The sequence below is a fragment of the Flavobacterium sp. LM5 genome, from assembly GCF_002017945.1.
Taxonomy (GTDB): domain Bacteria; phylum Bacteroidota; class Bacteroidia; order Flavobacteriales; family Flavobacteriaceae; genus Flavobacterium; species Flavobacterium succinicans.
On record NZ_MUFX01000001.1, the window covers coordinates 1,658,893 to 1,684,399 of the forward strand.

General features: G+C 33.2%; 27 protein-coding genes and 1 pseudogene. 10 read left to right on the forward strand and 18 right to left on the reverse strand.

The window, feature by feature from the left end; genetic code table 11:
• Nucleotides 1-2: 2 nt before the first annotated feature.
• From BXU11_RS07050 to BXU11_RS07070, 5 genes are all read right to left on the reverse strand, one after another.
• A complete protein-coding gene (locus BXU11_RS07050) occupies nucleotides 3-1,268 on the reverse strand; it encodes a YaiO family outer membrane beta-barrel protein (protein WP_078211557.1) in 1,266 nt (421 codons plus the stop codon).
• A gap of 4 nt (nucleotides 1,269-1,272) precedes the next feature.
• Nucleotides 1,273-2,715: a glycosyltransferase gene (locus tag BXU11_RS07055; protein ID WP_078211558.1), complete on the reverse strand. Its 1,443-nt coding sequence runs from the start codon at nucleotides 2,713-2,715 to the stop codon at nucleotides 1,273-1,275.
• Entirely contained in the window at nucleotides 2,706-3,632 is a 927-nt protein-coding gene (locus BXU11_RS07060; protein ID WP_139363454.1) for a hypothetical protein, read from the reverse strand. The genes BXU11_RS07055 and BXU11_RS07060 overlap by 10 nt, the downstream gene beginning before the upstream one ends.
• A gap of 203 nt (nucleotides 3,633-3,835) precedes the next feature.
• Nucleotides 3,836-4,600 carry a TIGR02757 family protein gene (locus BXU11_RS07065; protein ID WP_078211562.1) on the reverse strand — a complete coding sequence of 255 codons (765 nt, stop codon included), beginning with the start codon at nucleotides 4,598-4,600 and terminating at the stop codon, nucleotides 3,836-3,838.
• 34 nt (nucleotides 4,601-4,634) lie between these two features.
• Nucleotides 4,635-5,297 (reverse strand): ABC transporter ATP-binding protein, encoded by a 663-nt coding sequence (locus tag BXU11_RS07070; protein WP_024981057.1) that lies wholly within the window; start codon nucleotides 5,295-5,297, stop codon nucleotides 4,635-4,637.
• A 153-nt stretch (nucleotides 5,298-5,450) separates the two neighbouring features.
• Here BXU11_RS07070 and msrA point away from each other — a divergent pair, with 153 nt between their 5' ends.
• Genes msrA through BXU11_RS07085 form a run of 3 tightly spaced genes read left to right on the forward strand, consistent with a single transcriptional unit; the run spans nucleotide 5,451 to nucleotide 7,010 of the window.
• Nucleotides 5,451-5,984: a peptide-methionine (S)-S-oxide reductase MsrA gene (msrA, locus tag BXU11_RS07075; RefSeq protein WP_078211564.1), complete on the forward strand. Its 534-nt coding sequence runs from the start codon at nucleotides 5,451-5,453 to the stop codon at nucleotides 5,982-5,984.
• A 14-nt stretch (nucleotides 5,985-5,998) separates the two neighbouring features.
• A complete protein-coding gene (gene folE / locus BXU11_RS07080; protein WP_078211566.1) occupies nucleotides 5,999-6,667 on the forward strand; it encodes a GTP cyclohydrolase I FolE in 669 nt (222 codons plus the stop codon).
• Nucleotides 6,668-6,707: 40 nt separating this feature from the next.
• Entirely contained in the window at nucleotides 6,708-7,010 is a 303-nt protein-coding gene (locus BXU11_RS07085) for a hypothetical protein (protein ID WP_051536631.1), read from the forward strand.
• Between the two features lie 40 nt (nucleotides 7,011-7,050).
• On the opposite strand, the gene BXU11_RS07090 is transcribed toward BXU11_RS07085, so the two are convergent.
• The 6 genes and pseudogenes from BXU11_RS07090 to BXU11_RS07115 form a co-directional block, all read right to left on the reverse strand.
• Nucleotides 7,051-7,353, reverse strand: coding sequence for a DUF6787 family protein (locus BXU11_RS07090; RefSeq protein WP_024981053.1), 303 nt, complete (start codon nucleotides 7,351-7,353; stop codon nucleotides 7,051-7,053).
• Nucleotides 7,354-7,385: 32 nt separating this feature from the next.
• Complete coding sequence (locus BXU11_RS07095; RefSeq protein WP_024981052.1) at nucleotides 7,386-7,817, reverse strand: DUF6146 family protein; 432 nt, start codon at nucleotides 7,815-7,817, stop codon at nucleotides 7,386-7,388.
• A 115-nt stretch (nucleotides 7,818-7,932) separates the two neighbouring features.
• Nucleotides 7,933-8,490, reverse strand: a complete 558-nt coding sequence (locus tag BXU11_RS07100; RefSeq protein WP_078211568.1) for a DUF937 domain-containing protein — start codon at nucleotides 8,488-8,490, stop codon at nucleotides 7,933-7,935.
• Nucleotides 8,491-8,588: 98 nt separating this feature from the next.
• Nucleotides 8,589-9,539 (reverse strand): D-2-hydroxyacid dehydrogenase, encoded by a 951-nt coding sequence (locus tag BXU11_RS07105; RefSeq protein ID WP_078211570.1) that lies wholly within the window; start codon nucleotides 9,537-9,539, stop codon nucleotides 8,589-8,591.
• A gap of 189 nt (nucleotides 9,540-9,728) precedes the next feature.
• Complete coding sequence (gene serC / locus BXU11_RS07110) at nucleotides 9,729-10,799, reverse strand: 3-phosphoserine/phosphohydroxythreonine transaminase (protein ID WP_078211572.1); 1,071 nt, start codon at nucleotides 10,797-10,799, stop codon at nucleotides 9,729-9,731.
• Between the two features lie 90 nt (nucleotides 10,800-10,889).
• A pseudogene (locus BXU11_RS07115) lies at nucleotides 10,890-11,950 on the reverse strand (acyl-CoA reductase).
• Between the two features lie 145 nt (nucleotides 11,951-12,095).
• Between BXU11_RS07115 and BXU11_RS07120 the strand changes: the two are divergent.
• Both BXU11_RS07120 and BXU11_RS07125 read left to right on the forward strand, forming a co-directional pair.
• Nucleotides 12,096-12,446, forward strand: a complete 351-nt coding sequence (locus BXU11_RS07120) for a 4Fe-4S dicluster domain-containing protein (protein WP_024981047.1) — start codon at nucleotides 12,096-12,098, stop codon at nucleotides 12,444-12,446.
• Nucleotides 12,447-12,650: 204 nt separating this feature from the next.
• A complete protein-coding gene (locus tag BXU11_RS07125; RefSeq protein WP_078212144.1) occupies nucleotides 12,651-13,802 on the forward strand; it encodes a hypothetical protein in 1,152 nt (383 codons plus the stop codon).
• Between the two features lie 34 nt (nucleotides 13,803-13,836).
• On the opposite strand, the gene BXU11_RS07130 is transcribed toward BXU11_RS07125, so the two are convergent.
• Both BXU11_RS07130 and BXU11_RS07135 read right to left on the reverse strand, forming a co-directional pair.
• On the reverse strand, nucleotides 13,837-14,586 hold the full coding sequence (locus BXU11_RS07130) for a class I SAM-dependent methyltransferase (protein ID WP_078211574.1): 750 nt from the start codon (nucleotides 14,584-14,586) through the stop codon (nucleotides 13,837-13,839).
• Between the two features lie 91 nt (nucleotides 14,587-14,677).
• Nucleotides 14,678-17,347: a TonB-dependent receptor gene (locus BXU11_RS07135; protein WP_078211576.1), complete on the reverse strand. Its 2,670-nt coding sequence runs from the start codon at nucleotides 17,345-17,347 to the stop codon at nucleotides 14,678-14,680.
• A gap of 218 nt (nucleotides 17,348-17,565) precedes the next feature.
• Between BXU11_RS07135 and ychF the strand changes: the two genes are divergently transcribed.
• Both ychF and BXU11_RS07145 read left to right on the forward strand, forming a co-directional pair.
• Complete coding sequence (gene ychF, locus BXU11_RS07140; protein ID WP_024981043.1) at nucleotides 17,566-18,660, forward strand: redox-regulated ATPase YchF; 1,095 nt, start codon at nucleotides 17,566-17,568, stop codon at nucleotides 18,658-18,660.
• Between the two features lie 172 nt (nucleotides 18,661-18,832).
• Nucleotides 18,833-19,303, forward strand: a complete 471-nt coding sequence (locus BXU11_RS07145) for a Dps family protein (RefSeq protein WP_024981042.1) — start codon at nucleotides 18,833-18,835, stop codon at nucleotides 19,301-19,303.
• Nucleotides 19,304-19,363: 60 nt separating this feature from the next.
• Here the strand turns inward: BXU11_RS07145 and BXU11_RS07150 are convergent, their stop codons facing one another.
• The 3 genes from BXU11_RS07150 to BXU11_RS07160 all read right to left on the reverse strand — a co-directional run bounded on the left by BXU11_RS07150 (nucleotide 19,364) and on the right by BXU11_RS07160 (nucleotide 22,224).
• Nucleotides 19,364-20,563 (reverse strand): LETM1-related biofilm-associated protein, encoded by a 1,200-nt coding sequence (locus BXU11_RS07150; protein WP_078211577.1) that lies wholly within the window; start codon nucleotides 20,561-20,563, stop codon nucleotides 19,364-19,366.
• A 331-nt stretch (nucleotides 20,564-20,894) separates the two neighbouring features.
• Nucleotides 20,895-21,662 carry a superoxide dismutase gene (locus BXU11_RS07155; protein ID WP_223253688.1) on the reverse strand — a complete coding sequence of 256 codons (768 nt, stop codon included), beginning with the start codon at nucleotides 21,660-21,662 and terminating at the stop codon, nucleotides 20,895-20,897.
• A gap of 37 nt (nucleotides 21,663-21,699) precedes the next feature.
• Entirely contained in the window at nucleotides 21,700-22,224 is a 525-nt protein-coding gene (locus tag BXU11_RS07160; protein WP_024981038.1) for a hypothetical protein, read from the reverse strand.
• Nucleotides 22,225-22,341: 117 nt separating this feature from the next.
• Between BXU11_RS07160 and BXU11_RS07165 the strand changes: the two genes are divergently transcribed.
• From BXU11_RS07165 to BXU11_RS07175, 3 genes are all read left to right on the forward strand, one after another.
• Nucleotides 22,342-22,773: an META domain-containing protein gene (locus BXU11_RS07165; protein ID WP_223253689.1), complete on the forward strand. Its 432-nt coding sequence runs from the start codon at nucleotides 22,342-22,344 to the stop codon at nucleotides 22,771-22,773.
• Nucleotides 22,774-23,013: 240 nt separating this feature from the next.
• Nucleotides 23,014-23,526, forward strand: coding sequence for a DUF4251 domain-containing protein (locus BXU11_RS07170; protein ID WP_078211581.1), 513 nt, complete (start codon nucleotides 23,014-23,016; stop codon nucleotides 23,524-23,526).
• A 207-nt stretch (nucleotides 23,527-23,733) separates the two neighbouring features.
• A complete protein-coding gene (locus BXU11_RS07175; protein ID WP_078211583.1) occupies nucleotides 23,734-24,213 on the forward strand; it encodes a copper resistance protein NlpE in 480 nt (159 codons plus the stop codon).
• Between the two features lie 92 nt (nucleotides 24,214-24,305).
• Here the strand turns inward: BXU11_RS07175 and BXU11_RS07180 are convergent, their stop codons facing one another.
• Nucleotides 24,306-24,752 carry a GNAT family N-acetyltransferase gene (locus BXU11_RS07180; protein WP_078211585.1) on the reverse strand — a complete coding sequence of 149 codons (447 nt, stop codon included), beginning with the start codon at nucleotides 24,750-24,752 and terminating at the stop codon, nucleotides 24,306-24,308.
• A gap of 115 nt (nucleotides 24,753-24,867) precedes the next feature.
• Complete coding sequence (gene can / locus BXU11_RS07185; RefSeq protein ID WP_024981033.1) at nucleotides 24,868-25,503, reverse strand: carbonate dehydratase; 636 nt, start codon at nucleotides 25,501-25,503, stop codon at nucleotides 24,868-24,870.
• Nucleotides 25,504-25,507: the final 4 nt, after the last annotated feature.

Consider the following 25,507-nt stretch of genomic DNA (forward strand, 5'->3'; position numbering starts at 1 on the left):
AGCTACAATTTATAATGTAATAATAGCGATAGTTCGTATTCATTCTGATATTCGTTAGGAATGTATTCTTGATAATTATAGTTGAATTGAATACCGGTAATGAATTTTTCAAATAAAAGTCTATAATAGCCAATACCCATTCTGTAGGAGTTTAAATTGAGTCGATTTTGTAATTGGGCAATGGTGGTTCTCTCATCAGGAGACGTTCCAAAACCTAAATTTAGTGTGGCATAATCGTATTTAGAATCAAAATAGTATCGATTGTTTAAAGCAAACACAGGATTATATCTTTTTTTATTGTTGTTAAGATAAGCTTTAAAAGACAGCCAATAAGGCCCAATAGTTTTAGTAACTCCAGTTACCATTGTTAAGACATCAAGGTTTTGCGTTTTGATGAAACGAAGTCCTAAATCGGTTTCCCATCCTTTTTTGAAATTTAAATAGAAAGAGCCTCCAAGTTTGTATTTCGGAAAGACAAGGTCGTTACTGTAAGTAGCATCCCAATAAGTATAGCTTCTTTTACTTGTTTTATAATAGGATTCTAGTTCATATTGCATGCCTTTAATAACAAAATTATTGATGGCATGCCGTTCAGCATAGCTAATTCTACCTATTATAGAACCCCATTTTTGATCATTAACATATTCTAGATTGATCAAATGCCAAGGGCCAATTTCTTGTCGGCTTATAGTAGTGTAATTATAGTTAATTCCCATTCTGTTGTTCTTATTCTCTTGATGTAGTTGTTCTAATGCAGAGCGGGCTTGAGGATCGTAGGGAAAAATTTCGAGTGTTTCTTTTAGGCTTTTTATTTGTTGTTCTCGGTCTTGAAGTAAACCATAGATTTCGGATTTTTTTTGATAAAATAGAATTGATTTTGAATGTAAAATAATGGTTTTTTCGGTGGTTTCTAGTGCTTGATTATATTTTTTTTCTTGAATGTCTAAGTTAATGGAATATAAAAAGGCATCTTCGTATTTTGGGTTTTTATCCATTACTTTTTGATAATAATATCGTGCGCTATCGGTTTGTTTTGTGAATTCATAGTTTCTACCAAGGAGCAATTGAAAATCTAAATAGTCTGGTGCTATTTTTTTTCCTAATAGGCATTTTTCTATTTTTTTTTGATAATTATTGGATGTTTTCATGTCTGAAATAATCACAACCAGCAAACTATCTGTATTTAATTTTTGAGCACAAACCGACATTGTCCCCAAAAAGAGTATCATTGTGTAAATGAATCGGAAATAACAATAGTAATATCTCATGTTTTTAGGTTTGTCTAGGTTGTTCGTATCCCTTTCGAACCATAACTCCCCATTTTTGTTCTTTTTGATTAAAAAAATCCCAATATCCTTTTAATGAAGTAAAAATGGTTAAAGGATGGTATACAATAGGTTCAATGATTGCCATTCCAATTAAAATAAGAAGTTCTTTGTAATTGGCATAACTTCTGTATAATGTTTCGTCAATTAAGATACACATCAAGGTGATGCATAAATAAACTAAATATACAAAGGCGGTCATGATGACTAGAAAATCAAAATTTATAAGTCCCCAAGCATAACTTAATATCAGAACTATTATTCCTAAAAATTCAATAATAGGAACTAAAAACTCAAAAGCAAAAAAGAAAGGTAAGGTGACAAATGCTGTTCGACCATATTTTTTATTGTAAAACATTTTTCTATGCAAATAAAGGGTCTGGACTAAGCCTCTGGCCCATCTCACCCTTTGTCTAATAAAAATAGTTTTAGTCTCAGGAACCTCTGTCCAACATAAAGATTCTGGTATATATCGTATTAAAAAAGGTTCGTTTTTATGATGCATATATTTTCTCATGCGAGTAATCAATTCCATATCTTCTCCAAGAGATTTGTGCCAATATCCTCCTGCGGCAATTACAATTTCTTTATCAAACATTCCCAATCCACCTGAAACGAGTAATAATCCATTGATTTGGCTCCAAGCCATTCTCCCAAAGATGAAAGAACGCACATATTCCAATTCTTGAAATCGTGGATACCATTTTTTAGGAAAATGAACTTTCACTAGCAATCCATCTTTTATTTCACAAGAATTAGAGATACGGATACCAGCTCCAGTAGCAATAACTCTTTTTTCGTTTTCTATAAAAGGTTTTGATAATTTGAGTAGGGTATCTCTTTTCAATATGCAATCAACATCAGTACACAAAAACAAGGGATGTTGTGACGAGTTTATGCCAGCATTTGAGGCATCTGCTTTGCTTTTGCCATTTTCTTTATCTACAATCAGGAGTTTTGAGTAGACTGGATTTTTAGACTTGTAATGGCCTTTTACAGGTTGCGTTTTTATTTTTTCTTGATAATAAAAATCAATTTTTTCTAATTCAAATTCGTTGATGAGTTTTTCAAGTGTATCGTCAGTACTCCCGTCGTTTATGATAATAATTTCATAGTTAGGATAGGTTAATGACAATAAAGATTTTACATTATAAACAATATTAATTCCTTCATTATAGGCCGGGGCAATAACAGAAATACCTGGCATATAATTAGAACGCGCAATAACATCATCTTCTAAAAATTTTTTGTTGTTAATGTGTTTTAGGATTGCGATGTAAGATAATATTGCTAAACATAAATAGAAAAAAATGTAGGAAAAAGAGAAAATTACTATGAAAATTTCATACAGAGATAAAAAAACGTCAACTATGTTTTTAATTACATCCATAGCGATTTCACGTGTTGTAACATTTTGGAATACTCATTATTACAAGAAGCCATGTTTTGGGCTAAAATTGGATCAATTTTTAGTATGCAATACATTGCAGCTAATTGTATCTCTGGATCATTAATGTGTTTAAAGCTAGATTTTATATACGTTGTAGTGCTATGAGAACCTATTTCTGCCAAACACCAATAGCATTTTATTTGAGCTTTTTTTGAATAGATATTTATTTTATTTAGAATGGGTTCTTCAGCTTCTTGAAGGTAGAGTTTGCTAGCTGCAATTAATGCCTCTATTCTCGTAGATTCTACTGGGTAATTCAAAAGTTGAATGATTCTTTTTGAAGCGTTTCTGTTATTAAAATAGGTGACTATTTTTAATCCTAATTCAATTAAGGAGCTTTTATCAGCTTCTAAAAAAAAATCAAGGTTTTTGGGATAGTCTTTTTTGATTTCAAAGAAAATATCCATTATTTTGATTTGATTGAGTTTTGAAATTTTATCAGGAACATGGGATAATTGTTCTTGATTTAAATCAATAAGTGCTATGTAGCTAATAGTGGCATTGGATTGAATTAAATCATTTTCACTATTTAAGAAAGGTAAGATTTGATGTTTTCCTTTGGTATATTTCATCATCTGAAAATGATAAAAACCAATACATTTTTTATAAGGTCTAAAATCATGGATCAGTTTTGAAGAATATTTATTGAGGTTTAAGCTTTTATACAAAAGCGAAATAATAGTTGTTTTGTCCCCTTTGATATTCTTTTTTAATCGGATCATCTCATTGATAACGATAATTTTGCACCAATTTCTTTTAAATGGAATTGCTTTTCGAAAGTCTTTAAGTTTAGCTTTAAGCTCTTGTTTGTCATAATCATGTATGACAATTTCTATTAAGAATTGTTGAATGATCACTCTATACTTTTTTTTAAGGCGATACAGCCATTGATTATAAAATCTTTTTGTTAGTAAAAGAATACTAACAAATAGAATTACAATAACCAAGATGGGAATAGCGAAATTTTTTATATAAAATAAAAAAGCACCCATAAAAAAGATTTGTTACTCAAATGTAGTAAAAATATTGGTAACTTTTTGTTTTTTACAGGTTTATGTGTTTAGAAGTCCTCGAAAACGCCTAGTCCAAATAAGGCAAAATCATACTTAACGGGGTCTTTTGGATCTAAAAGTCGGAGTTGAGTGTCGAGTTCATAAAGTGCTTTAGCGTCATTTTGTTTTCTGGTTAAAAGGCCTAGTTTTCTTGCTACATTTCCAGAATGAACATCAAGCGGACACGAAAGTTTGGAAGTGGAAATGCTTTTCCAAATACCTAAGTCTACAGCTTTGTTATCTTGTCGGCACATCCACCTCAAATACATGTTAATTCTCTTCGCTGCTGAGTTATTCAGCGGGTCGGATATGTGTTTTTGGCTTCTTTGAGGTTGATTGGCTTCAAAAAAAACTTTTTTAAATTCATGTATGCTTTTTTGGACACTTGTTGCCTCTTGATGTTTTGCAAAGACAGATTCTAAACCACCATGATTGTTATAAACGTGTTTCAATCCTTTGATAAAAGATTGAAAATCCTGTCCATTAAAAGTACGGTGAACAAATGTATTGAGTTTTTCTAAATGATGTTCTGAATGCGATAAAACAAAATCATAGGGAGAATTACCCATCACATCCATCATTTTGATGCTGTTTTTGATAATCATTTTGCGGTTGCCCCAAGCAATAGTAGCACTCAAGAAACCTGCAATCTCGATATCTTCTTTTTGAGTAAATAAATGCGGAATTTGAACCGGATCACTTTCTATAAAGTCAAGCGTGTTGTATTGTAGTACTTTTTCGTTAAGAAAGTCTTTAAGTTCAGCCTCAGTCATATTTTTAAATAAATGCTTTTTTGGGTTCTAATCGCTAAGCACTAATTTGCCCATCAACCATCACTAATTTTCTATCGGCCATATTGGCTAACTCCTCATTGTGTGTAACAATAACAAAGGTTTGTCCCAACTCGTCTCTAAGCTTAAAGAAGAGTTGATGCAAATTTTCTGCTGATGTAGTGTCCAAATTCCCTGAAGGTTCATCTGCAAATAGGATGTCGGGTTTATTGATTAATGCTCTAGCTACCGCCACTCGTTGTTGTTCACCACCTGATAATTCGTTAGGTTTATGATGATGTCTATGCGAAAGCCCTAAATAATCCAATAATTTCTTTGCTTCAATTTCTGTTTCTAATTTGTTTTTTCCAGCTATAAAAGCAGGAATACATACATTTTCTAATGCGGTAAATTCAGGTAATAACTGATGAAATTGAAAAATAAACCCAAGGTTTAAATTTCTAAAACGTGACAAAGCTTTGTCGTTCATTTTTAAGACATCTTCTCCATTAATCAACAAACTTGAATTTTCATTCGAAGTCGGTCTGTCCAAAGTGCCAAGTATTTGAAGTAAAGTGGTTTTTCCAGCACCAGAGGCACCCACTATAGATACAATTTCTCCTTTAGTGATATGTAAATCAACTCCCTTTAAAACCTCAAGTTGGTCGTAAAATTTATGTATGTTTTTTGCAAGTATCATTCCAATCTATTTTTACAAAGAAACAAAGATTTTGTATGCCACTCAACTATTATAAAATTTCTTTATGGTAACATTTATTAATATTTAGTTAAATCATCTTTTTTGTTTAATTAATTACTATTTTTGTTAAACAAAATTATAATTCAATTTTTAATGAATAAATCGATTGCAACATTTGCTGGAGGCTGTTTTTGGTGTACCGAGGCTGTTTTTTTACAGCTCAAAGGAGTAGAATCAGTAGTATCGGGTTATATTGGAGGTACTGTTGAAAATCCAACCTACCAACAAATATGTACAGGCACAACAGGACACGCAGAAGCTATTCAAATTACATATGATGAGGACTTAATTGCTTTTGAAACTCTTTTAGAAGTATTTTTTGCTACACACAATCCAACAACACTCAATAGACAAGGCGCCGATGTAGGAACACAATATCGTAGTGAAGTTTTTTATCATTCGGACAATCAAAAGTTACTTACTGAGGCCTATATCCAGCAATTAGAAGAAGCTAAAGTTTTTGATTCTCCTATTGTTACCCAATTTTCTCCAGTTTCAAAGTTTTATCCTGCAGAACCGTACCATCAAAACTATTATCAACTCAATAAGGAACAATCGTATTGTCATTACGTCATTACTCCCAAAATGAATAAACTTTCTGAATCGTTTACTAGAGTATTAAAATAAATAACACCTAAAATATGAACACAGTATTAGACAGAGAATTAATTGAAATTTTAGGTGATAATCACCAAGCCACTAGTGCAGATACGCCTCTTAGAGCTGACGCTTTTGTAAAATCGGATGCTCAAAAAATGGAACGAATTGAACATCATTTTTATGCCATTATGGAAGAAATGGGATTGGATATGACAGATGATAGCCTGAGCGGTACCCCGTTTCGTGTAGCTAAAATGTACATTCAAGAAATTTTTAGTGGTTTAGACCCTAAAAACAAACCCAAAATTTCGGTTTTCGAGAATACCTATCATTATGACAAAATGTTGGTTGAAGCCAACATTAATTTCAACTCTACTTGCGAACATCATTTCTTGCCAATTGTGGGTAAAGCGCACATTGGTTATGTCTCTAGCGGAAAAGTGATTGGTTTGTCAAAATTGAACCGAATTGTGGATTACTATTCTCGTCGTCCCCAAGTTCAAGAGCGCTTGATTATGCAAATTTTTAACGAATTAAAAACTGTTTTGGAGACGGATAACGTTATCATTGTTATGGAAGCCAAGCATTTGTGCGTTTCTAGCCGTGGAATCAAAGATGAAACTAGTTTTACTTCTACCATTCAATATGGTGGGATTTTTAACGAAAAAGAAAATAGAAATGATTTCTTCAATATGATTAAGCAAGAATAAAAGGCACTATTTTTGTTTGGACTTTTTCAAAAATTAAAAAATGACAAACCAAGCAGAAATTAGCGCTGAAGCTTCTCTAAAAAAAAGACATTTATTTTTAAGTATCTTGTTTGATGCCATTGGGATGCTCTCTTTTTCCATTCCATTGATTGGTGAATTCTCAGATGTTATTTGGGCACCTTTAGCGGGTTTTCTGATGACCTGGATGTACAAAGGAAGTGTAGGCAAAGTAGTAGGAGCGATTACATTTGTAGAAGAAGCTTTTCCTTTCTCGGATGTTATTCCCACGTTTACTTTGACTTGGATATACACTTATCTCATCAAGAAACAGAAAAATTCTTAATTAATAGCAACAAAAAAAGCTTCAGAAAGGAAGCTTTTTTTTATGTTTTGAAAAGAAAACCGAGTCCCATACTTCGGAGCATTTTTTTTTCGAAAGCCCAAAAAAATCGAAATTGACCAAACAAAAATCCTATGCAAACTAAAAGTACTTGATAAATAGGAAAAATAAGTAGGAGTCGGACAGGAGTGAACCAAAGTCCTAAATCAGATTTGGTAATACCTAGCCAATAACAAAAAGGTTTAGATAACCATGCGGATGCTGAACCAGTGATTGCAAAAACAATAAAAATTAATGTTAATTGAAAGTTACTTTCTATTCCCCAACGTTCTTTTAATTTTTTCATTCTAAAGTGTCAATTGTACAAATATACTAAGATTATCGTATTGGGACATTGCCAAATAGCCTTTGCTGGTATCGATTTTGGAAATAAATCATATAATTGTAGATTAAATAATTCACTTCGTATCCATAATTTATCTGTGGGTCATAATTTATTGTCATTTCATATAAATTTGGGTCAAATCGTAACGGTTGTTGCGCTCTATTGTTCCATTCTGTAATATAAAATCGGTTCTTATTTTCTAAATAAAACTGCGAATAATAGCCTCTTGGAAGTGCAATAGAATTCAACCAAGTGCTAAAGCCAGGGTCAATAATGATAACCTCGTATTCAAGTGAATCATTAGCAATTCTTACCGTGTCTCCTTTAACGGCAGCGGTGGCAGGAAGAGAGGCAAGATTGTTTTTTGGAGTCGAACAAGCGCCAAGTATTGCAATAAGCACGATTATAAAAGCTATCTTTTTCATGGCTTAACTATTGAAAGTGAAATTTACAAAATCTGAGCCCGAAAAATGTAAATTCTATCATAAAAAAACGCCATCTCTTTTAAGGAAATGACGCTTTTCTATATGTTTTTAGCTTTTATTTACCAAATAATTTACCGAGTATTCCTCCAATTCCGCCACTGCCTTTTGCTAAATCCATGGCGTCACTAATATCTACTTTACCATCTGCATTTTGGTCTAAACCAAATTGTGTTCCGTACTTAGAAATAGTATCCATAATACCGCCAGCTTGTGCACTATTACCAGCAATTGCGCCAATAATATCCGAAATTTGAAAACTATCGTTTGGGTCATTGGCTTTGCCCATCAATCCTCCTAGTATTTTCGGAATCATATCTCCAGCAACACCAGATGCAGCTTCTCCGCTTATTCCGAATTTTTCAGTCAAACTACCAGTAAGTTGTTGCGTGATTTGTTGTATTGCAGGATTCGAACTATCCTGAGCAGTATTGCCTTGCAACAAACCTGCCAATTGCTCAACTCCTCCCTCAGAAGCCATTTTTTGTAAACTAGCAAAAATGGAGCTACCTGCTTCTTGCATAACTGCCTCGTTATGTTCATTTGGGATAGCGCTGTTTTTTACAACAGCATCCTCTCCAAATTGCTGTATTAATTGTGTTAATTGTTCAAACATAGGATTTTAGATTTAAAGTATTCTCAAATTTAAATAAAAAAGGGTAATTTATAACTACTGTTAATAAATTACCCTTTTGGTATGTTGAAGGTTTAAGATTATCCTAACAATGCAATAATTTGTGAGGCTAATTCTGTTCCAATTCTGTCTTGAGCTTCGCCAGTAGCTGCACCAATATGAGGCGTCAACGAAATTTTTGAATGCATCAAAATCGCCATTTCTGGTTTTGGCTCGCTTTCAAAAACATCTAAACCTGCAAAAGCAACTTTTCCACTGTCTAAAGCTTTTACTAAAGCAACTTCGTCAATTACACCACCACGAGCACAGTTTACAATTCCTACGCCGTCTTTCATAGTAGCCAATTGTTCTTCGCCAATGATATACCCGTTTTGTGCTGGTACGTGCAAAGTAATAAAGTCTGCTTCTTGAAACAACGATTCCAAAGATTGAGAAATAATAGTAGTAGTGATAGATTGCCCATCAAAAAATTCTACTTTCACATCTACTTGAGGAATAAAGCTGTCAGCAGCAATAACTTTCATACCTAATCCCAAAGCCATTTTTGCAGTAGCTTGACCAATACGGCCAATACCTACAATTCCTAAAGTTTTTCCTCTTAGTTCAGTACCATTAGCGTAGGCTTTTTTCAAACCTTCAAAATTGGTATCGCCTTCAAGAGGCATATTTCTGTTCGAGTCGTGTAAAAAACGAACTCCTGTAAACAAATGTCCAAAAACCAATTCCGCTACCGATTCTGAGGAAGAAGCAGGAGTGTTGATTACGTGAATTCCTTTACTTTTTGCATAGTCCACATCAATGTTGTCCATACCAACACCGCCACGACCAATAATTTTGATACCAGGACAAGCATCGATAATGTCTTTGCGCACCTTGGTAGCACTTCTTACCAAAATAACGCTTACGTTGTTTTCATTAATAAAATTGGCCACTTGTTCTTGCGCCACTTTTGTAGTGATTACTTCAAAACCACCTTTTTCTAAAGCTAGAATTCCACTTTTTGAAATTCCGTCATTGGCTAATACTTTCATTTTGTTTTTATTTTGTTTCTCTAATTCCTTGTTTGTGCCAAAGAATCAACTATACTATTTTTATTTTTTTTAGGAGCTAATCCCGCTATCCGTTCTTATCTTTTCTATTTTTAAAGAAAAAATAGAAAAGGATATCCACTGCTATCGGGGCTAGGGGAGTGTGCTTTTAAGAAAATTTGGTTTAAGCGATTAAACCGCTGCTTCCAACGCTTTCATAACATCAACCAAAACTTGAACACTTTCTATTGGCATCGCATTGTAGATAGACGCTCTATAACCTCCTACAGAACGGTGTCCTGGAAGACCAGAAATGTTAGCAGCTTTCCACATTGCGTCAAAAGTGTCTTTATGCGCTTCGTCGTTCAATAAGAAAGTTACGTTCATATTCGAACGGTCTTCTATAGCAGCTGTTCCTCTAAACAATGGATTTCTGTCGATTTCATTGTACAATAAAGCCGCTTTTTCATTATTGATTTTTTCGATGGCAGCTACACCTCCCAAGTTTTTCAACCATTGCAAAGTCAATAGCGAAGTGTATACCGGGAAAACTGGTGGAGTATTGTACATACTCTCTGCTTTGATGTGTTTAGCATAATCCAACATACTTGGAATCACGCGACCATTTTTGCCCAAAATCTCTTCTTTAATCACTACTAAAGTTGTTCCTGCTGGTCCCATATTTTTTTGAGCACCTGCGTAAATAATATCAAATTGTGTGAAATCCAAAACACGAGAAAAAATATCCGAACTCATATCACATACGATTGGAATATTCAATTTTGGAAATTCTTTCATTTGTGTTCCAAAAATGGTGTTGTTGCTCGTACAGTGAAAATAATCTGCATCTTCAGGCACAGTATACCCTTTTGGAATATGATTGTAGTTTTGTTCTTTGGAGGATGCCACGATTACCGTTTCTCCAAAAGTTTTAGCTTCTTTAATGGCAGCACTAGCCCAAGTTCCAGAATCTAAATAGGCCGCTTTGCCTCCTTCTTTCATCAAGTTGTAAGGCGCCATAATAAACTCTAAACTAGCTCCTCCGGCCAAGAATAAAGCTTGGTAGCCTTTGCCTGTTAGACCCAATAAGTCTAAAGCAAGAGCTCTCGCTTCTTCCATTACGGCAACAAAGTCTTTACTGCGGTGTGAAATTTCTAAAATGGATAACCCTGAGTTATTGAAGTCTAAAATAGCTTGTGCTGATTTTTCAAAAACTTCTTGAGTTAAAATACTGGGTCCTGCGCTGTAGTTGTGTTTTTTCATGGTTTGTAAGTATCCGAAAATTTAAAAATGCAAATTTCGACAATCATACCTGAAATCAAGCTGAATTATTCGAAATAATTATACAATTTTTTACTTTATTGTTAGTAAAAATGAAATAGTATCTATATTATCTGCATAATCCCATAATTCAGGGGTTTGGGTGTGGCCAAATGGGATGCTGTTGGTAGTTAAATTATTGGAAACAATACATTGAATGTGTTCATTTTCATGACGTAAGCGCTCGGTAATAACTCCAACGTTTTCGTAGTATTCATAAAACGTACTCGATATCGGGGAGGCGTATCCAGGGTCTTCTTTTAGTGTTAAAAAGCCATTGTCTAACAGCTTGAAATTACTCATCAAAAAGACGGCTTTGTTATAGTCGTAATTATTGGCGTATTTTTCATATTCGATTACATCTTTATACTTGAAAATGGCCTCAAAAAAGGCTACAAATGAATAGTCTTTGGGAACAAATAGTTTAGAAACATTACGGCAACCTAAACCAAAATAGCGGAAAATATCTTCTCCAAAGCTTCTAGTTGTTCACGAGTTTCTTCACCAGTAAGCAATGCCACCGAGTTTCGGTTTTTTCTAATAATGGATGGTTTGTCTTTGAAATAATATTCAAAATAGCGAGCAGTATTATTACTTCCTGTTGCGATAACGGCATCAAAATTTTCTAATTTTCCTTCCACAAAAGTGATTTTCTCTTTGAATTCAGGAGCAATGTGTATTAGGTATTTCGCTATAAACGGAAGTAAATGCTGATCATTCGAAGAGGTCTTTACTAGAACATTATGTCCCGAAATCAATACCGATAAAAAATCATGAAAACCTACCAAAGGAATATTTCCTGCCAATATCAGCGCAATGGTTTTGGACGATATAGTTGTTAATTCATAATTAGAAAGCCATTGGTTTAATTTGTCTTCAGTCAAAGCCTTTGCCCAAGATTGAAAAGTGAAACAAACTTGCTCGGGTGTGTACCAACCATTATGCGACTGAGAAAGAGCAATTAGATTAAGACATTCGTCAAAAAAGAGATCGTTGCCTTGTGCTTCATTTTTGATTGGATTTTCTAAAGAAGGAAATTGACTTAAGAATTTACCCAATTCAACAAATTTACTTTTTTTTGTTTCTAATGTCATATTGCTTGTGTATGAAATCTTTTGATTGTAATTTTGCACAAAAATAGGCTTTTTAGAAGCGAATGACAATAGTTGTTTTTTTATTATGAAGTTCAAATTAAAAAACAATACTTAGTAGGATTTTAATTAAAAAATTTAGTTAAAGATGGCGATTATTATTACAGACGAATGCATTAACTGTGGGGCTTGTGAACCAGAATGTCCAAATACTGCAATTTATGAAGGTGCGGATGATTGGCGTTACAAAGACGGAACCAAGTTAAAAGGAAAGGTAATTTTACCCGATGGTACCGAAATTGATGCTGATGCGGCTCAAACTCCAATTTCTGATGAAGTGTATTACATTGTACCTGGTAAATGTACAGAGTGTAAAGGATTTCATGATGAACCGCAATGTGCAGCTGTTTGTCCTGTTGATTGTTGTATTCCTGATGACAACCACGTCGAATCTGATGAAACATTATTGAACCGACAATCGTTTTTACATAACGAATAGCCTGTTTTTTGATACCCTATACAACCTGAGTTTACTCAGGTTTTTTTGTTTTATACAACCAAGTTCAGGTTTATTCACCTAGGTCTTAGATTAAAGGATTGGGATTTATTTTTGAATTTTAGTATTTTTATTACGTTTTTTTGTATATGTTTATGTTGTTGTAAAATGCTTTTTCGTAATTTTCTGAATATTAAAACTTTGTTTATGAAGAATGTATTATTTTTCTTTTTGTTTGCTAATTTGGTCGTGGCTCAAAAAGTTGAGAAAACGATACTTATTAAAGATATCGATACGCAGTTGCCAATAGAAGAGGTTTCGGTTTTGGTGTTAAAAACCAAACAGATTTTGTTGAGTAATCAGCAGGGTGAGGTAAGCTTTATGATTACAGGAGGCTCGGCTTTAAAACTATCACATCCTTCGTATGAAGAATTGGTAGTAAAAGCGGCTGTATTGAAGCAAAATAATGCAGTTGTTTATTTGAAAAGCAGTCTTAACAAATTAGACGAATTAATTGTGACACGACAACACCCACAAAAAATTCTAAAAAGCTTAGTGTCTAATTCCATTAAGAGTCTAAATATTCCGGCTCGTTTGAAAGTTTATAGTCGTGAATTTTTTAAACACAACGGTGTCTATTCTTATTATACCGATGGATTGCTTAATTTTCAATTGGCTACCAATCAAAAGAAAGTGAATGCTACTATTTTAGTCGAGCAAAATCGCTCTTTTGGTACTATTGATCAAGAGGTAAGTCCTGATTTGTTGGGTTACAACTTAAATAATATTATGGAAAATTATTATAGTTTTAAGTATTTGGCTCCTGTTTTAGATCCTAAATTTAAAGATAAATATTACTTTTTGATTCGATCGTATTCTGAAAATGATGCGTATTATGTGTTAACTGCCACGCCACTTGATAATTCAAAGGAGGTTTTAGACGAGTATAGGGTGATTTATGACAATCAAAAGAAATTAATTATTGAAGTAAGTTCCAAAATATTTCAAGGTAACTTGGCTAATAACTTGATTCAAAGAAAAGGGACTAAAAATGTTTATAAATCTGATTTTAAAACTACCTACAGAGTTGAAGATACTAATTATTTTTTAGTGAGTTCCAAAGAAGAAATTGGTTTTGAAAAGCAGTATAAAAAAGGAATTAAAAACATCGAGGTTAAGAATTATTTGGTGACGACCAATTTTAGCAATCAGAATTATACCTACAGAGAACCACAAGTGTTTAAGGATAAAACCCTGATCAATAAAGGGAATAGTGTTTTGACAAATTACTGGGATTTTTCAGGCTTAGCGGCTACCGATGAGGAACAACGTATTATTGAGTTGATCAAATCCAACTAAGTTTTACTAAGGCTCCATCGATTCTTTGAGCAACTTATCGTGATTGTTTTTTTTGAGCCACGATCACAAAGGTGTCATAGGCATATGTTTTACGATCAATGACCTCTAAAATCTCAAAACCTTTGAGTTGTAAAAACAATTGCATTTCATTCAATGTGAATACTCTAACCGTAGAGAAATCCTCGGCTATGATTTCTTTTTGTTGGTTGTTTACAATGTAATACACTGCAGTCCATTCCATCAAAAAATTGTCAGCAGTTGTAATTTTCCAATTGCTTTCTCGATAATACTGCTTGTCTTCGTATTGGGCTTTGTGAAGTATTTTGGTGTTCTTTTCTGTGTATGGAATGTATCTGTTGGCATCGATAAAATCAAATACAAATATACCGTTGTCACATAGGTTTTGTTGCGCCGATTCAAAGCAATAATACACATCTTCGTTCGAAATTAAATAACTGGTAGATCGTCCAGTAATTATTATGGCTTGTACTGGGGTTTGTAAAACAAATTCTCGCATGTCCTCATGAATAAAACAGCTGTTTGGTGCTTTCTTTTGTGCAATTGCAATCATGTCTTCGCTAACGTCTAATCCAGTGTAATCCATCAAGTTGTTTGAGAAAAGTTGGGCTAAATTTCCTGTTCCGCTTCCTAATTCAAGAACCGATTGGCACTTGTTTTTTTGCAAAATTTCATTGTAAAATTTAAACTCCTGAGGATAATCAATGAAAGTTTGGTACATCGCGTCGTATATGCTGGCCATTTCATTTTTGTATAAATCGCTCATACTGTATTTTTTAAGTGCAATAAATATAGTGATTTTTCAAAAGAAAAGGGCTGTCGAAATGACAACCCTTTGTTTTTTAATTTGAAAAAAATTAGAATTTATAGTTAAGTGATAAGTTTAACATGGTTCCCAATTGGCTAAAGTGATATCCATCATAAGTCATTTGAGAATAACGTCCGTTAAACGTAATCAAATTGAATTGTGCTTTGGTTTGCAATGGATCGTTTAAAATAGCTTGACCCGCTGCATTTTCAGCTTTGAATTCCCATTCTGGTAAAACATTCAATAAGTTGTTCACGTTCAATGCTAGAGTTAGTTTGTCAGTAGCATTGAAATTAATTCCTAGATCGGTTACGATTTTTGGTATAAATTCTGTTCTCAAATCATTACTCATACCATCTTGCTTGAAAGTAGTTTTTCCAAAATAGGTGTTATTAAGCGAGAATCCAAATTTGCCAATTTCATAGTTAGCACCCAATATCCATTTGGTTTCAGGTCTTGAAGTGAATGTTAAGGCATCTAAAATAGGACCAAATGAGTTGTTTCTTACATCAGAAATTCTTTCATTTTGCAAGGTTATATTTCCAGATAAATTAAATCCTAATTTTCCTGATCCAATTTCTAAATTATTGTAATTAGCTACAAAGTCTAATCCAGAAGTTCTAGAATCGAATGAATTGGAGAACCAAGCTACATTCGAAACTACACCATTAATGGTTTTGTCTTGTCTGTCTCCTAATACTATTCTGTCTTCTACTTTGATGTTGTAATAATCAATTGTGAAGTTGAAGTTTTTGGATGGTTTAGCTCCAATTCCTACCGTAATATTGGTGGAGTTTTCAGCTTTTAAAGAAGGTATTCCAAGAATGCGTGCTTGTGGTGATACGTTATTTATAATTCCACTTACCTGAATACCTTGTCCAGCTACGAAAGAATATTGTGCTTTTTGGGTATAAATTTGGTGTAAAGTAGGGGCTCTAAATCCAGTAGATACAGATCCTCTTAAAGTGATTTTATCATCAAGAAATTTGTAGCGAGTACTTAATTTCCACACAGTAGCTCCACCAAAATCACTATATTCTTCATGGCGTAAGGTTCCATTTAATAAAAAGTCTTCAGTAACATCAAAAGCAATATCAGCATAGAAACCTAAATTATAACGATTCCATTTTCCAGAGTTTTCAGGTCTGTTTCCTGCAAAGGAGTCAGCACCAAAGCCATCCCAAGAGGCTTTTTCTCCTTCGATCACTTCAAAAGTTTCTGTTCTAAATTCTGATCCAAAACCAATACTAACTTTGTCGGATAAGTTTTTAGAAATATCGATATTACCAACAACATGGTTGAATTTTGTTCCACCTGGTTTGAAAGTAATAGGAGAGTTCTCTTTATATACATTTTGGTTGTTACTATCTTTAATATCAGATCTGTTTTGAGAATTTTCTACAGTATAGATTTGACTGTTTCCACCTACAGTGATACTTCCGTCAGTATTCCATCCATTGGTTTGGTTTTTGAAGCCTAGGGTAGCATTGTAATCGTTAAGATCTCCAACAAATGTAGGTACATAACCTTTATATGAAGGATTTGCATCATTTCCGTTTCCGAAAAAATCATTTAGATATGGATTTGTTGGATCTAATGTTCTCCAGTAAGGAGTTCTGTAATTAGCAAAAGAGCTTACTTTTTTGTAAACATATGCAGCATTATAGTATAATTGAGTATTATCACTTAGGTCTCTACCTCCGTTTACTAAGAATTTTGCAGCAAGAGTTTCTGGTGCCCCGTTAATGTTTCCAGCATCAGGGTATTTTGCTAAAAAAGCTTGAACGTCAGATAAGTCAGCACCAAAGTCACTTGCTTCGCCAGCGGCATCAACTGTACCTGGACGATTGGCTAATTTTACTTTTGAGAAATCTAAAGTATAGTTTAAAAAACCTTTTTCGCCAACAGTAGTTCCGTTATTGATGCTAATGCCTAACATTTCTCCATCTCCCTCTGTGGTGATACCACTTCTAAGAGTAGCGGATCCAGAGTTGTTGTTTTTCTTTAAAATGATATTCATAACCCCTGCAATCGCATCCGATCCGTATTGAGCAGAGGCTCCGTCACGTAAAATTTCTACTCTCTCGATAGCGTCAGTCGGAATAGCTGAGATATCAGCACCAGTTTCACCACGTCCTGGCGATGTTTGCACATACACCAATGAACTTAGGTTTTTACGTTTACCATTAATTAAAATTAAAGTTCTACTCGGTCCCATGTTTCTTATTTCATATGGATCTAATAAGGATGTTGCATCGTTTACCGGCGTTTGTACTGTATTAAAAGAAGGAATTTTGTACTGCAATGCTTTGTCAAAAGTTGCTTGTCCTGTTGAAACTAAATCTTTTGATGAAAGTACATCAATTGGTAAAGCAGTTGTAGTATTACTTCTAGGCGCTGTTCTTGTACCTGTTACCACAACTTCTTCAAGATTTTGAGAACCTTCTTCTGTTAGGGTTACGTTAAGTACAATTCCTGCAGTTGATTTAGTTACTGTTGTGTAGCCAATATAGCTAAATACCAAAAAGGAGTCTTCGTTAATCCTTATTTTGTATTTTCCATCCATGTCGGTGGAGGTACCGTTAGAAGTCCCTTTTTCGATGATATTTACACCGGGTAACGGGTTGCCTTGGTTGTCTTTTACCATACCAGTTACTTCTTTTTGTGCTACCATGACAAAGGAGCATAAAAGAAAAAATAATAAGCTTAGTTTTTTCATAAAATGGTTATTTTTTGGTTATTGAATAAGTTAATATGATGTTAAATATAGCTTAATTTTAACAAAATACATCTTGATTGTTTATTTTTTTTTAAAATGGTCATTTAAATTAAATTTAGAATGTTTTCAACTAGGATATTTTAAATCATATATTTGCAAACTTTTAAATGTAATAGTAAAATGAGGATTGTTAATTGATTCTCGGAAAAATAAAAACTATGAAAGCAGGAATTGTAGGCTTACCTAATGTTGGAAAATCCACATTGTTCAATTGTTTGTCAAATGCCAAAGCGCAAAGTGCAAACTTCCCATTTTGTACTATCGAACCTAATATAGGTGTAGTAAATGTACCCGATCCTAGAATTGAAAAATTAGAAGAGTTGGTAAAGCCAGAACGTGTGCAAATGGCAACAGTTGATATTGTTGATATTGCAGGTTTGGTAAAAGGAGCTAGTAAGGGCGAGGGGTTAGGAAATCAGTTTTTAGGAAACATTAGAGAGTGTAACGCTATTATTCATGTTTTACGTTGTTTTGATAACGATAACATTGTGCATGTTGACGGTAACGTCAACCCAATTCGAGATAAAGAAACTATCGATATCGAATTGCAATTAAAAGATTTAGAGAATGTTGAAAAACGTTTGGAAAAAGTAAATCGTGCGGCAAAAACGGGAAACAAAGAGGCGCAAACTGAGAAAGCTTTATTGGATCGCATTAGAGAGGCACTTTTGCAAGCCAAATCGGCTAGAACTATTTTTCCTCAAAGTAATGAAGAAGAAGTTTTGATGGAAAGTTTTCAATTGATTACAGCAAAGCCTGTTTTGTATGTTTGTAATGTTGACGAAAATTCTGCGGTAAATGGAAATGCATATGTTGACCAAGTACGTGAATTGGTAAAAGATGAAGAGGCAGAGGTAATCGTACTTTCAGTAGGAGCAGAGGCAGATATTACGGAGCTAGAAAGCTACGAAGAGCGCCAAGTTTTTCTTGAAGATATGGGCTTGAAGGAGCCTGGTGCTTCAGTATTAATTCGTGCAGCCTACAAATTATTAAAACAGCAAACTTATTTTACAGCCGGTGTAAAAGAAGTGCGCGCTTGGACCATTAACATCGGAGCTACTGCGCCTCAAGCAGCTGGTGTTATTCATACCGATTTTGAAAAAGGATTTATTCGTGCCGAAGTAATTTCTTATGAAGATTTTGTACAGTACGGATCAGAAGCCAAATGTAAGGAAGCTGGAAAATTTAAAGTAGAAGGAAAAGAATACATCGTTAAAGATGGAGATGTAATGCATTTTAGATTTAACGTATAATTTTTTTAACACAAAACGAAAGCCTGTAATTGAGTTTACAGGCTTTTTTTGTGGAATGATTTATCATTAACGGATAGTTTTATCCAATTTAAGGATAAAAACTAACAATTTGTTGGGAAAGAGATACCAAGTAAAGGTTGTAAATTTGTGAAAACATAAAAATTTTTACATTATGAAACTAAATACTATAGGATTGCCAATCGAAGAAACGGATAAAATTGTACTTGAATTAAATGTTTTATTGTCTAATTTTCAAGTGTACTATCAAAGTTTAAGAGGAATGCATTGGAACATTCGCGGGAAACGTTTTTTTGATTTGCATGTAAAATTTGAAGAATTGTATAACGACTCTCAAATTAAAATTGATTTAATTGCAGAACGTGTCTTGACCCTTGGTGGAACGCCTTTGCATACTTTTGAAGATTATATCAAGCACAACAAAATCGAAATTGGTAAAAATATTTCAAACGATGAAAAAGCCATTCAGTTAATTGTGGAATCATTAGCCGCATTATTAACTATCGAAAGACAAATTTTAGCAAATGCTTCAGAAATTAATGATGAAGGGACGAGTTCTATGATGAGTGACTTTATTGTAGAACAAGAAAAAACGATTTGGATGATGCAAGCTTGGTTAGCTTAAACTCATCCCGATAGTACTCATAAAAAAAAAAACGAAACGTACGGTTTCGTTTTTTTTATATTAGTCTTCATTGAGATTTTCATTAAAGGATGAAGGCAATAATGTGGGGATAAATTTTATTAAAATAGGTAAGAGTAAACTTCCTCCAGGTAATAAAAATATAGTAAGCGAAGGAATAGTTTTGCAAATATCAAGGACTTGTTTTCGAATTTTTTTCTTTTCTTTTTCGTTCAAATCCCTTCTGGTGGAGTGAGCCAACAAGACCATTAACTCTTTACTCTCCATGATTTCTTTAACCAGTCTATTTTTGTTTCGAGTGACTAAATTCACAACACTTTCGGTAGTTTGATCGTAAAAGTGTTTTACAGGATTGGAATAATTAAAATACGGAATCTCTTTTTTATGATTGCTGATAAAATCGTTAGTGTGGTGAATAGATGCTTCCACAAATTCATCAGTTTCGCTCAAGATACTACCTAAAGTATACAAGAAATAGGCTTCTTCTTTTTCTATAATACCATCACTCCATAAGGCCATTCCAGTGACATCAATCAAGTATTTTCGCTCTAATTCATGACTAAAATAGTCTAATTCTAACGATTCTAAGGTAACTACTGCATTTTTAGAAAATTTAGAATAACGAACGGAAGCTTCAAAAAGTTTGATCAGTAAATCATCATAATTACTTTTATTACTTTTTATTTTTAAAGCTAAAGCAACAATATTGACTACGGTTTCTTCGATTCTTTTTAAATATTTTTCTGGAATTTCTCCGTGTTGCAAAAAGCGACAAAACGCCAAAACATCAATAAATAAAAGGGCATTAGTTACCAGATGAGAGAAATTTTTATTGATTATTCCATCATTGGTTTGTACTCTTTCGTTAATATAATTTTCAAGTGTAAGCGATCGGCTATTTTTGGGTAATATTTTTTTAAACAAATTGAACCCAGAAGGATTCATTTGGTTGTAAAAATCAAGTGTTTTAGCAATAAAAGCTTCAGGAGCGGTCTGTTTTTCAAATAAACAATAAGCGCCATAAAGTGTATTTAACAACGCAATTTTTGAAATTTCTTCTTTGAACCATCTTTTTGATTCGATCGGATTTATGGTATTAAAAGCAATAATATGACCATAAATAAAACCTGTATCTCTGGTTTTTAGATAAAAAGAGGCCTTGCTTTCTTGGGAAAGCACTTCAGAAAAGGGTTGTTCAATGAAGTATTTGTCTATCCAACCTGGAGCTGAAGGGTTAATCATTGTTGTAATTTAAAAATGCAAAACTAGGGTATTTAATAATTACCAAAGATAAGTCTAAGTTAAACTTTTGTGATCGCTAGCTGAAGCTTGTTTTTTGTTTTTGACAGAATGCTGCAAGAAACAGTGATTTTTATTTTCTGGACTAAGTAAAATATTGAAAATAAGAATGTTACGTGTTGAGTGTATTTAAATATAAAAGAAAGCTAAAGTTAATAATTTATAATTTGTAGGTTATTTTTATCTCATTATAATCTTAAAAGATAAAAGATTGAGTAAAGAGCAACCACTTTTAATAGGTTAGTTGCTCTAACTAGAATTCATATGTTTTGAGTTAAGAATTAAATGCTATTTCGGCAGCTTCCCAATTGACTACATTCCAAAACGAAGCAATGTAATCGGCTCTTCGGTTTTGATTTTTAAGATAATAGGCGTGTTCCCAAACATCTAAAGCCAAAACTGGTTTTCCTTTTGAAATAATAGTTGGTAAATTCATCAACGGATTGTCTTGATTTGGGGTCGAAGTGATTACTAATTTTCCATCTGAAATCACCAGCCACGCCCATCCGGAACCGAATCGTTTTGCCGCCGCCTCAGAAAATTGTTTTTTGAAGTTGTCAAACGAACCAAAAGTTTGGTTGATGCTTTCGGCTAATTTGCCTTTTGGACTGCCGCCACCATTAGGTTTCATTAAATTCCAAAACAAGCTATGATTATAATGTCCACCGGCATTATTACGAATGGCTTCTGGGAAAAGTTTCATGTTTTCAAAAATCGAATTCAAATTCTGGGCTTTGTCCTGTAGATTTTTGTCTAGACTTTGTACTCCTTTGTTCAGATTGGTAATATACGCTTGATGGTGTTTGGAATGATGAATTTCCATCGTCAATTTATCAATATGCGGTTCTAAAGCATCATACGAATAAGGAAGTTTTGGAAGTGTAAAAATATCTTCTGCTTGCAAAAAATCATCTTCGTTTTGTACCTGGGAAACCGAATTAGAAGCCAATAGGGAATGTAGGACAGAACTTCCCATAAAAATTCCTGTAGATAGTAAACCTGTCTTTTTTAAAAATTCTCTGCGGTTATTATTGTTTTTCATAGATAATGTTTTTTGATGATTTTTTAAATAAAGAAAATTACTTTGTTTTTTCACCGACAAAGTTATGCGATGGCGACTTGAACAGCACGTTAAAAGTAGTTAAAGTGCCATAGATACGGGTTAAATATTGTTGCAACTCAATTTTTTCTAATTCTTCTATTTTGCTTGAGTTGATCTTTTGTTCCATGACTCTAAGTCGATCTCTAACCATTATTATTTTATGGAAAAAAGTATCTATTGGAATTTCTTTTGAAGCTAAACTAGGTTGGCCAGGTTCTAAAATAATTTTACCGCCTTTCCATTTATCGGCCAAAGGAACAATTTCTGAGACATCGGACCATTTTTTCAAAATTGTTTTTAACGTATTTTCAATTTCGTATAAACTAATAGTGTCCACTTCATTTTCCGCGGCTTCTATAACATGGAACGTTTCGTCCAATGCAATAGTTTCTAATCCAGAATCTATGAAAGTAACCCAATATTGCGTTGAGGTAACATTGGTTACTACGCCTTTACCGTGTTTTTCATGTTCTATTCGTGATCCAATTCCTAATATTTTCATTTTTTTGAGGTTGATTTTTTTCTTAATTAAATATTAAACTTTTTAAAATAGCATTCTTTCGAAACGATTTTGGTATGGTTTTAGTAATTTTACATTTCAACAATAAATAAATACATAATGAAAAATTTTTCTCTAGTAACAGCATTAATTTTTATGACATTCACTTCTTGTACTACCACCAAAAATACAACAAATTCTGCTAATTCATTGCAAGGCGAATGGGTATTGACATTTATTAGCGGACCAAGAATTGCATTTCAGGGCTTGTATCCTGATGCTAAACCTACGATCAACTTTGACCTAGCGGGTAAAAAAGTTTTCGGAAATAATAGTTGTAATAATTACACAGGTGCGCTACAAGTAGAAGGTAATAAAATTTCGTTTAAAGACAGTAAAATGGCCGTGACTATGATGGCTTGTCAAGGAAATGGAGATTCGGTTTACATGAATATGCTTGAGAAAATAGCGACTTATACCATATCAGAAGACGGTAAGGTACTTACTTTTGAAGGTGAAGGCGTGGCTTTGATGCGTTTTGAGAAAAAATAATATTGTTATCATTTAAAAATACATGTTTCAGTATTGATATTTGATCCTATAGCAACATAGAATTGTAATTTTTTATAGGTTTTGGATAAAAGTAAATCCATTTTCTGGATTAGTTTTTTATAATTCTATGTTGTTTTTTGTTGCGCCAAATTCCTGTTTTTTCAGGTTTATTCACTTTTGAAATGGCGATAATACTGCTGTGGATTCTTACAATTTTACTAACTCTATAATTTACAATTTATGAATACATTATTGAAAAAACACGTTGTCTTATTGTTGTTATTGGTTACAGGATTTTCTTATGCTCAAGAAAAATCAAAAAAAGAACTGAAAAATGATCAAAAGATTGCGCAGCAAAAAAAGATTGAAAGTTTATTAGCTACTCAAAAATTTCAATTTGTGGCTAATAGAGCTTTTCCCATGGGATATAGAAGTATTGATTTGACCACTAATCCTAATTTTATTTCTTTTTCTCCAGAAATGATTGTAAGTGAAATGCCTTTTTTTGGACGAGCCACAGGTAGTCTTCCTTATGGAGGCGGAGAGGGTGGTTTGAAATTTGAGGGTGTTCCGGATATTTACACCATTGAAAAAACTAAAAAAGGACATGAATTGAAGGCGAACGTAAAGGGGAAAAATGATAGTTATAAAATCCTATTGACCATTTTTAATGACGGAGGAGGTTCTTTAGTGATTACTAGTAACAATAGGGCAAGTATAAGCTACACCGGCTTAGTGAGTGAGAAAAAATAATTAAAACGACTAGCTAAAAGGAAAGCATTTCTTTTCGTGTTTTTATGGAGTGGATTTGTGATAAATAGTATCATATTAAGATCCTGCTTGATTTAAATATTAGGTATTACTAATGAAAGTCTGTTTTTTTTCTTAAATTTATAAAGTAGATACTATGGATTCAAGACGGATCTTAGTAGGGGTGTTTAAACGTAAAATTCAAATCCCATGAAATATAGTGTGTTGTTTTTTTTCGCAACTGGATTCTTGTTGTTCTCATGTAAACAACAAGAGCAACAAGTGTCCCAAAATGATTCAGTAACCGAATTGAATGCTATTGATGGAGTTTCTTCCTCAAAAATAATACCCAAAGGAGATACTTCGCAAAACGCTTTGGATTGGAATGGCGTTTATAAAGGTGTACTTCCATGTGCCAATTGTGAAGGTATTGAAACAGAGTTATCGTTGTTGCTTAATGGTACTTTTGTTTTAAAAACGAAGTATTTAGGTAAGGGTTCTGGGGAAATAAATGAAATTAAAGGAGCATTTTCTTGGGATGAATCGGGTTCTATAGTGGTTCTATCAGGTTTGTATTATAGTCCTAATCAATATAAGGTTGGAGAAAATCAATTGTTTCAGTTGGATAGACAAGGTGAGGTAGTTAAAGGTGATTTAGCTTCCTTGTATATTCTTAAGAAAGTAGAGTGATAATGTTTTATTTAGTTCAAAAAAAACTCAAAATCAAGTATTGATTCTGAGTTTTTTTATGCTTTACGATTTAATATCGAAAAATCGGAGATCTATAAAGTGATTGCTAAATCATAGCCATATAGATGTTCGTCTCTAACAAATCCCATTTTGTGATATAGATTTTGAGCGGCAAAATTATTTTTAGCGGTTCTTAATCTTATGACAGGAGCGCCTATTTTTTTTGCTAAATCTTTGGTCTCTTCAATAAGTTTTTTAGCGGTGCCGTTTTTTCTTAAAGAAGTATCCACAAATAAATCATTAAGAATCACGATTTTGTTGAGCAACAAAGATGAAAATGTGATGTAATTCAATACAAATCCAATAGGATTGTTTTGTTCGTCGAAAGCCATGTATACTATAGCTTCGTTATTTTCTAATCGTTCTTTCAAATAGTTCTTATGGCGTTCTAAATCAGATTTTTTTTTGTAAAAAACCAAATATTGATCAAACATCAGGGCTAAGGAATCAAGATCATTGAGGGTAGCTTTTCGGATCATAACTATTTGTTTTAAAGTTGGTTGAGACTAAAGTTACATTTTTTTTTAAAACTTTCAAAATATAGCTTGTTATATCCAAAAAACAACAACTTACAAAGACCACTTTGTGAGCGTCTTAAAAATTCAATTGATATACTTCATCCAAATCTTTATTACAATTAATATTCACCTTTAAATCGGTTATATAGCCAGAGTTTAATCCGTATACCCAACCATGTAAAGAGAGCGCTTGATTGCTTTTCCATGCAGATTGCACTATTGAGGTTTTGGCCAAGTCAAACACTTGTTCTTTGATGTTCAACTCCACAAATTTATTAAATCGATCGTCAGTGTTTTGAATGTCGTCTAATTCATCTTTATGATGTCTGTAAACATCTTTAATATGACGAATCCAATTGTCGATTAATCCAATTGAATTGTTTTCCATAGCGGCTTTAATACCTCCACAACCATAATGACCACATACAATTATATGTTTTACTTTTAAAACATTAACTGCATAATCCAATACACTTAGCATATTCATGTCGGTATGAATGACCATATTGGCAATGTTTCTGTGTACAAAAACTTCTCCTGGTTTTGCGCCAATAATTTCATTTGCGGGTACTCGACTGTCAGAGCAACCAATCCATAACAAAGGAGGGTTTTGGCCTTGTGCTAAATCTTTAAAGCAATTAGGGTCTAAAGCCAAAGAATCTTCTACCCATTTTTTGTTTTTTTCTATTATGTTTTTATAAAATTCGCTCATATTC

Bases quoted from the DNA above. Each gene is read 5' to 3' on its own strand.
- can (WP_024981033.1), bottom strand. From the start codon at position 25,503: ATGAGCGAATTTTATAAAAACATAATAGAAAAAAACAAAAAATGGGTA.
- BXU11_RS07095 (WP_024981052.1), bottom strand. From the start codon at position 7,817: ATGAAAAAGATAGCTTTTATAATCGTGCTTATTGCAATACTTGGCGCT.
- BXU11_RS07150 (WP_078211577.1), bottom strand. From the start codon at position 20,563: ATGATTAACCCTTCAGCTCCAGGTTGGATAGACAAATACTTCATTGAA.
- BXU11_RS07180 (WP_078211585.1), bottom strand. From the start codon at position 24,752: ATGATCCGAAAAGCTACCCTCAATGATCTTGATTCCTTAGCCCTGATG.
- BXU11_RS07170 (WP_078211581.1), top strand. From the start codon at position 23,014: ATGAATACATTATTGAAAAAACACGTTGTCTTATTGTTGTTATTGGTT.
- BXU11_RS07070 (WP_024981057.1), bottom strand. From the start codon at position 5,297: ATGATACTTGCAAAAAACATACATAAATTTTACGACCAACTTGAGGTT.
- serC (WP_078211572.1), bottom strand. From the start codon at position 10,799: ATGAAAAAACACAACTACAGCGCAGGACCCAGTATTTTAACTCAAGAA.
- BXU11_RS07055 (WP_078211558.1), bottom strand. From the start codon at position 2,715: ATGGATGTAATTAAAAACATAGTTGACGTTTTTTTATCTCTGTATGAA.
- BXU11_RS07130 (WP_078211574.1), bottom strand. From the start codon at position 14,586: ATGAGCGATTTATACAAAAATGAAATGGCCAGCATATACGACGCGATG.
- BXU11_RS07085 (WP_051536631.1), top strand. From the start codon at position 6,708: ATGACAAACCAAGCAGAAATTAGCGCTGAAGCTTCTCTAAAAAAAAGA.
- BXU11_RS07050 (WP_078211557.1), bottom strand. From the start codon at position 1,268: ATGAGATATTACTATTGTTATTTCCGATTCATTTACACAATGATACTC.
- msrA (WP_078211564.1), top strand. From the start codon at position 5,451: ATGAATAAATCGATTGCAACATTTGCTGGAGGCTGTTTTTGGTGTACC.
- ychF (WP_024981043.1), top strand. From the start codon at position 17,566: ATGAAAGCAGGAATTGTAGGCTTACCTAATGTTGGAAAATCCACATTG.
- folE (WP_078211566.1), top strand. From the start codon at position 5,999: ATGAACACAGTATTAGACAGAGAATTAATTGAAATTTTAGGTGATAAT.
- BXU11_RS07125 (WP_078212144.1), top strand. From the start codon at position 12,651: ATGAAGAATGTATTATTTTTCTTTTTGTTTGCTAATTTGGTCGTGGCT.
- BXU11_RS07105 (WP_078211570.1), bottom strand. From the start codon at position 9,539: ATGAAAGTATTAGCCAATGACGGAATTTCAAAAAGTGGAATTCTAGCT.
- BXU11_RS07165 (WP_223253689.1), top strand. From the start codon at position 22,342: ATGAAAAATTTTTCTCTAGTAACAGCATTAATTTTTATGACATTCACT.
- BXU11_RS07120 (WP_024981047.1), top strand. From the start codon at position 12,096: ATGGCGATTATTATTACAGACGAATGCATTAACTGTGGGGCTTGTGAA.
- BXU11_RS07135 (WP_078211576.1), bottom strand. From the start codon at position 17,347: ATGAAAAAACTAAGCTTATTATTTTTTCTTTTATGCTCCTTTGTCATG.
- BXU11_RS07175 (WP_078211583.1), top strand. From the start codon at position 23,734: ATGAAATATAGTGTGTTGTTTTTTTTCGCAACTGGATTCTTGTTGTTC.
- BXU11_RS07090 (WP_024981053.1), bottom strand. From the start codon at position 7,353: ATGAAAAAATTAAAAGAACGTTGGGGAATAGAAAGTAACTTTCAATTA.
- BXU11_RS07160 (WP_024981038.1), bottom strand. From the start codon at position 22,224: ATGAAAATATTAGGAATTGGATCACGAATAGAACATGAAAAACACGGT.
- BXU11_RS07100 (WP_078211568.1), bottom strand. From the start codon at position 8,490: ATGTTTGAACAATTAACACAATTAATACAGCAATTTGGAGAGGATGCT.
- BXU11_RS07145 (WP_024981042.1), top strand. From the start codon at position 18,833: ATGAAACTAAATACTATAGGATTGCCAATCGAAGAAACGGATAAAATT.
- BXU11_RS07155 (WP_223253688.1), bottom strand. From the start codon at position 21,662: ATGAAAAACAATAATAACCGCAGAGAATTTTTAAAAAAGACAGGTTTA.
- BXU11_RS07065 (WP_078211562.1), bottom strand. From the start codon at position 4,600: ATGACTGAGGCTGAACTTAAAGACTTTCTTAACGAAAAAGTACTACAA.